We start from the raw sequence: 2,889 nt of genomic DNA on the forward strand, positions 1-2,889 counted from the left end.
GGTAAAGGACATCGCCGGTGGCGACGGTTGCGACGCGCGCCTGCTGTGCCATCTGTGTCAGGCGCCGCAACCGCAACGCATCGCCGGCCTGCCGCTGCAAGGTCAGTGCGATATAGCTGCGTTCCTGAAAGATGGATGAGACCGAGACGAGGTTCGCCTGCGTTTTTGCGTCGTCGCTACTGGGGATAAGGATGGCGATGAGGCCATCGCTCCATGTGGCGACATCATCCCAATGGAGTTCGCAACCTCCTTTGCCGGCGCGCGATTTGCCAAGCGTTAACAGACGACAGAGCCGACCATAGGCGGCGCGGTCCGTGGGATAGACCAGCAGGCCAGCGCCACAGGATAGATCCAGCCTGCAGCCGTTGATGACGCGCACGCCTGTCGAGCGGCCAGCGTCCCAGGCGCGCACCAATCCCGCCAGACTGTTGCGATCCACGATGCCGATCGCCGGCATGTCCAGCATAGCGGCGGCCGAGAGCAGTTCCTCAGGCGAGGATGCACCCCGCAGGAAGCTGAAATGGCTCGTCGCCTGCAACTCGACATAGCGCTGATCGGCAAGGCTCATGCGAAGGCGCCATGGATGAACCAGGCCATGGGTCCGGTCGACGACCATTGGCCGTCGCCCAAGCGGAACAGCCAGTAGCGCCCGCCGCCCTCGACCTCGACCTGGAAATAGTCGCGCACGAGATAGGGGCTGTCGGCTTCCAGGCCCTTGGCGCGCCACCATTCGCCCTGGAGGCGTTCGGGACCATCGGCCTGAACCACCTTGCGGCGTTTGCCCCGCCAGACGAACTGGGCCGGCGGATGGTCGGGCATCATCGCGATCACCTGGACCGGCTCGGGCGGTTCGATCATGCGGCCCGGGCGCGGCAGGACAGCGTTCCAGCGCCGATCCGCGCCCTCGCGCAGCGCCATTGTGCGCTTGACCGTTCGTTCGGGCATGGCGGACGAGCAGGGCGTCGTGCCGTACAGCCGGTCATAGCCGAAACGGTTCGCCAGCGCGTCGATAAGGGCACCAAGGTCCGGGCCGCGATGCGTATCGCCTGTAAGATCAGCCTGTGCGCTGCGGAGTGGTTCGACGATCGGCGCGATCAGGATCATGGTCTCAATCCCAAGGCCTGGATCAATCCGCTCGATCCTGGGAACCAGGAGCTTTGTCAGATGCCGGGCATCCCTTGTAGGAGACGCCATCCCGATCCTGACGGACTGATATTGGCCATCGACCCGTTCGCAATGGAGGTCGAGGCGCCGCGCGCCGGTGCCGCCCCGCATCAACGCAGCGCAAATGTCGTCGGTGAGATCGCTGATGACCTTCGCGATGGCGTCGGCCGTACCGATGGGTTCAAGAAGCCCGCGGCGCGCCTGGGGCAGTGCCTGTGGGAAGATCGGCACCATCGCCTCTGGCGCATGGCCAAGGGCTTGGTCGAGGCGGCGGTAGAGTTCATGTCCGTAGCGGCGCGCAATGGGACCACGCGGCTCGGCAATGAGTTGCTCGATCCGGGTGAAGCCCATCTTGTGCAGATCGCTTGCCACTTTTGCTGGGATGCGCAGGGCGGCAAGGGGTAGAAGGCCGACCGCCTTCTTCTGGTCTCCAGGAAGAATGATAACCGGGCGACCGGCAGGGACATGGCGCGCGACCGCATGCGCGCAGCCCGCCGTGTCAGCAACAGCGATCTGTGCTGTAAGGCCCGAGCCGTTCACCCGGCGGAACAGGTCCTTGACCAGCGCTTCCTCGCCGCCGAACAGTTCGCCGCATCCGCTGATGTCGAGCCACAGGCCATCGGGGTAATCGACCGCGACGAAGGGGGCGTAGCGCTGCCCTGCCCATAGAGCGAGCCGCTCAAGCCCTTGCGCGTCGGCCGCTTCGTCTGCATCGAGCACGTCAAGATCGGGCACCATGGTCCTTGCCTTGGTGACGCTCATGCCGGGCGTGATGCCAAGGCTGCGGCCAAGCGCGTCTACCGCCGCGATCAGCTTGCGACCGTGCGATTCTATGGCCGTGACAAGCGGCTGACCAGATAGCGCTGCGTTCGCCTCAGACGGCGATACGCCACGCTTCCTGCTGATCCGGTCTGTCGACCAGTATGGCAGGTAGAGCGAGACGACCCTGCGCATCGCAGGCCTCCACTATCCAGCTTTTAGGTTCTGCGCCGCGGACGCGCTCGAGCGCGACCGACCAGCGCGTGCGGGCAAGGGCAGGGATGCCCAGATCTGCGCTCGGTGATGCCGTAACACGCCATCGGGTCTGCGCTGCAGAGCCCTCGATCAGTGCGTCCGCCTTGGCGGCGCGACGCAGGATGAACGCAGTCACCCCAGACCCTTCGGCAGCAAGCTGAAGCCGTTTCGACGCAGTCGTCGAGAGCTTTGAGACCTCGCCCACAACGCCGGCGATGCCAGCCACGCGCAGGCAATCTTCCATCGCGATCAGCGCGCCCTTGTCATTGCCAGGCTCGACGATGGTCAGGCGGTCAGGATGAAGGCCTGCAAGGTCGAGGGCAGGGGTGAACAAATCGCGCCAGCGCAGACACCAGAAAACCGGGCCTTCCATGCGCGCCAATATGCCTGCGATAAATATCGTTGCGGCTGCGTCGTCGCAAATGTCGGGAGAGCCCAGAACCTCATGCAATGCGCCGGTTGCAAGACCATTTCCGGGCAGATGATCGTCGATGTCGTCAAGGCCGAAAGGATGGACGCCATGACGGCGCCCATCGCCCGTCACATGGGCGATCGACGAACGCAAATCCTCGAGGATGGCATTGCGGGACATTCCTTGGTCTCATCGGTCTAACAGTGTGTTCCCTCTCTGTTCTCCATGACTCCCCGGACTGTCATCTGTGGATGGCTCCCGCGTTGCAAGTGTAAAGTGATGATCTGACGTTCCGTCGG

Annotated in this window: 3 protein-coding genes; all 3 read right to left on the reverse strand. The window is 64.1% G+C overall.

Going from position 1 to position 2,889, the window contains the following annotated elements; genetic code table 11:
* Positions 1-568 (reverse strand): PHP domain-containing protein (locus JHD07_RS36960; protein WP_291631167.1); only part of this gene is annotated, 568 nt, incomplete at its 3' end.
* On the reverse strand, positions 565-2,118 hold the full coding sequence (locus tag JHD07_RS36965; RefSeq protein ID WP_291631169.1) for a DNA polymerase Y family protein: 1,554 nt from the start codon (positions 2,116-2,118) through the stop codon (positions 565-567). The genes JHD07_RS36965 and JHD07_RS36960, both read right to left, overlap by 4 nt.
* Positions 2,039-2,770 (reverse strand): damage-inducible mutagenesis protein, encoded by a 732-nt coding sequence (locus JHD07_RS36970; protein WP_291631171.1) that lies wholly within the window; start codon positions 2,768-2,770, stop codon positions 2,039-2,041. The genes JHD07_RS36965 and JHD07_RS36970 overlap by 80 nt, the downstream gene beginning before the upstream one ends.
* Between the last annotated feature and the right edge of the window lie 119 nt (positions 2,771-2,889).

The sequence above is a fragment of the Bradyrhizobium sp. genome (assembly GCF_016462955.1).
Classification (GTDB): Bacteria; Pseudomonadota; Alphaproteobacteria; order Rhizobiales; family Xanthobacteraceae; genus Bradyrhizobium.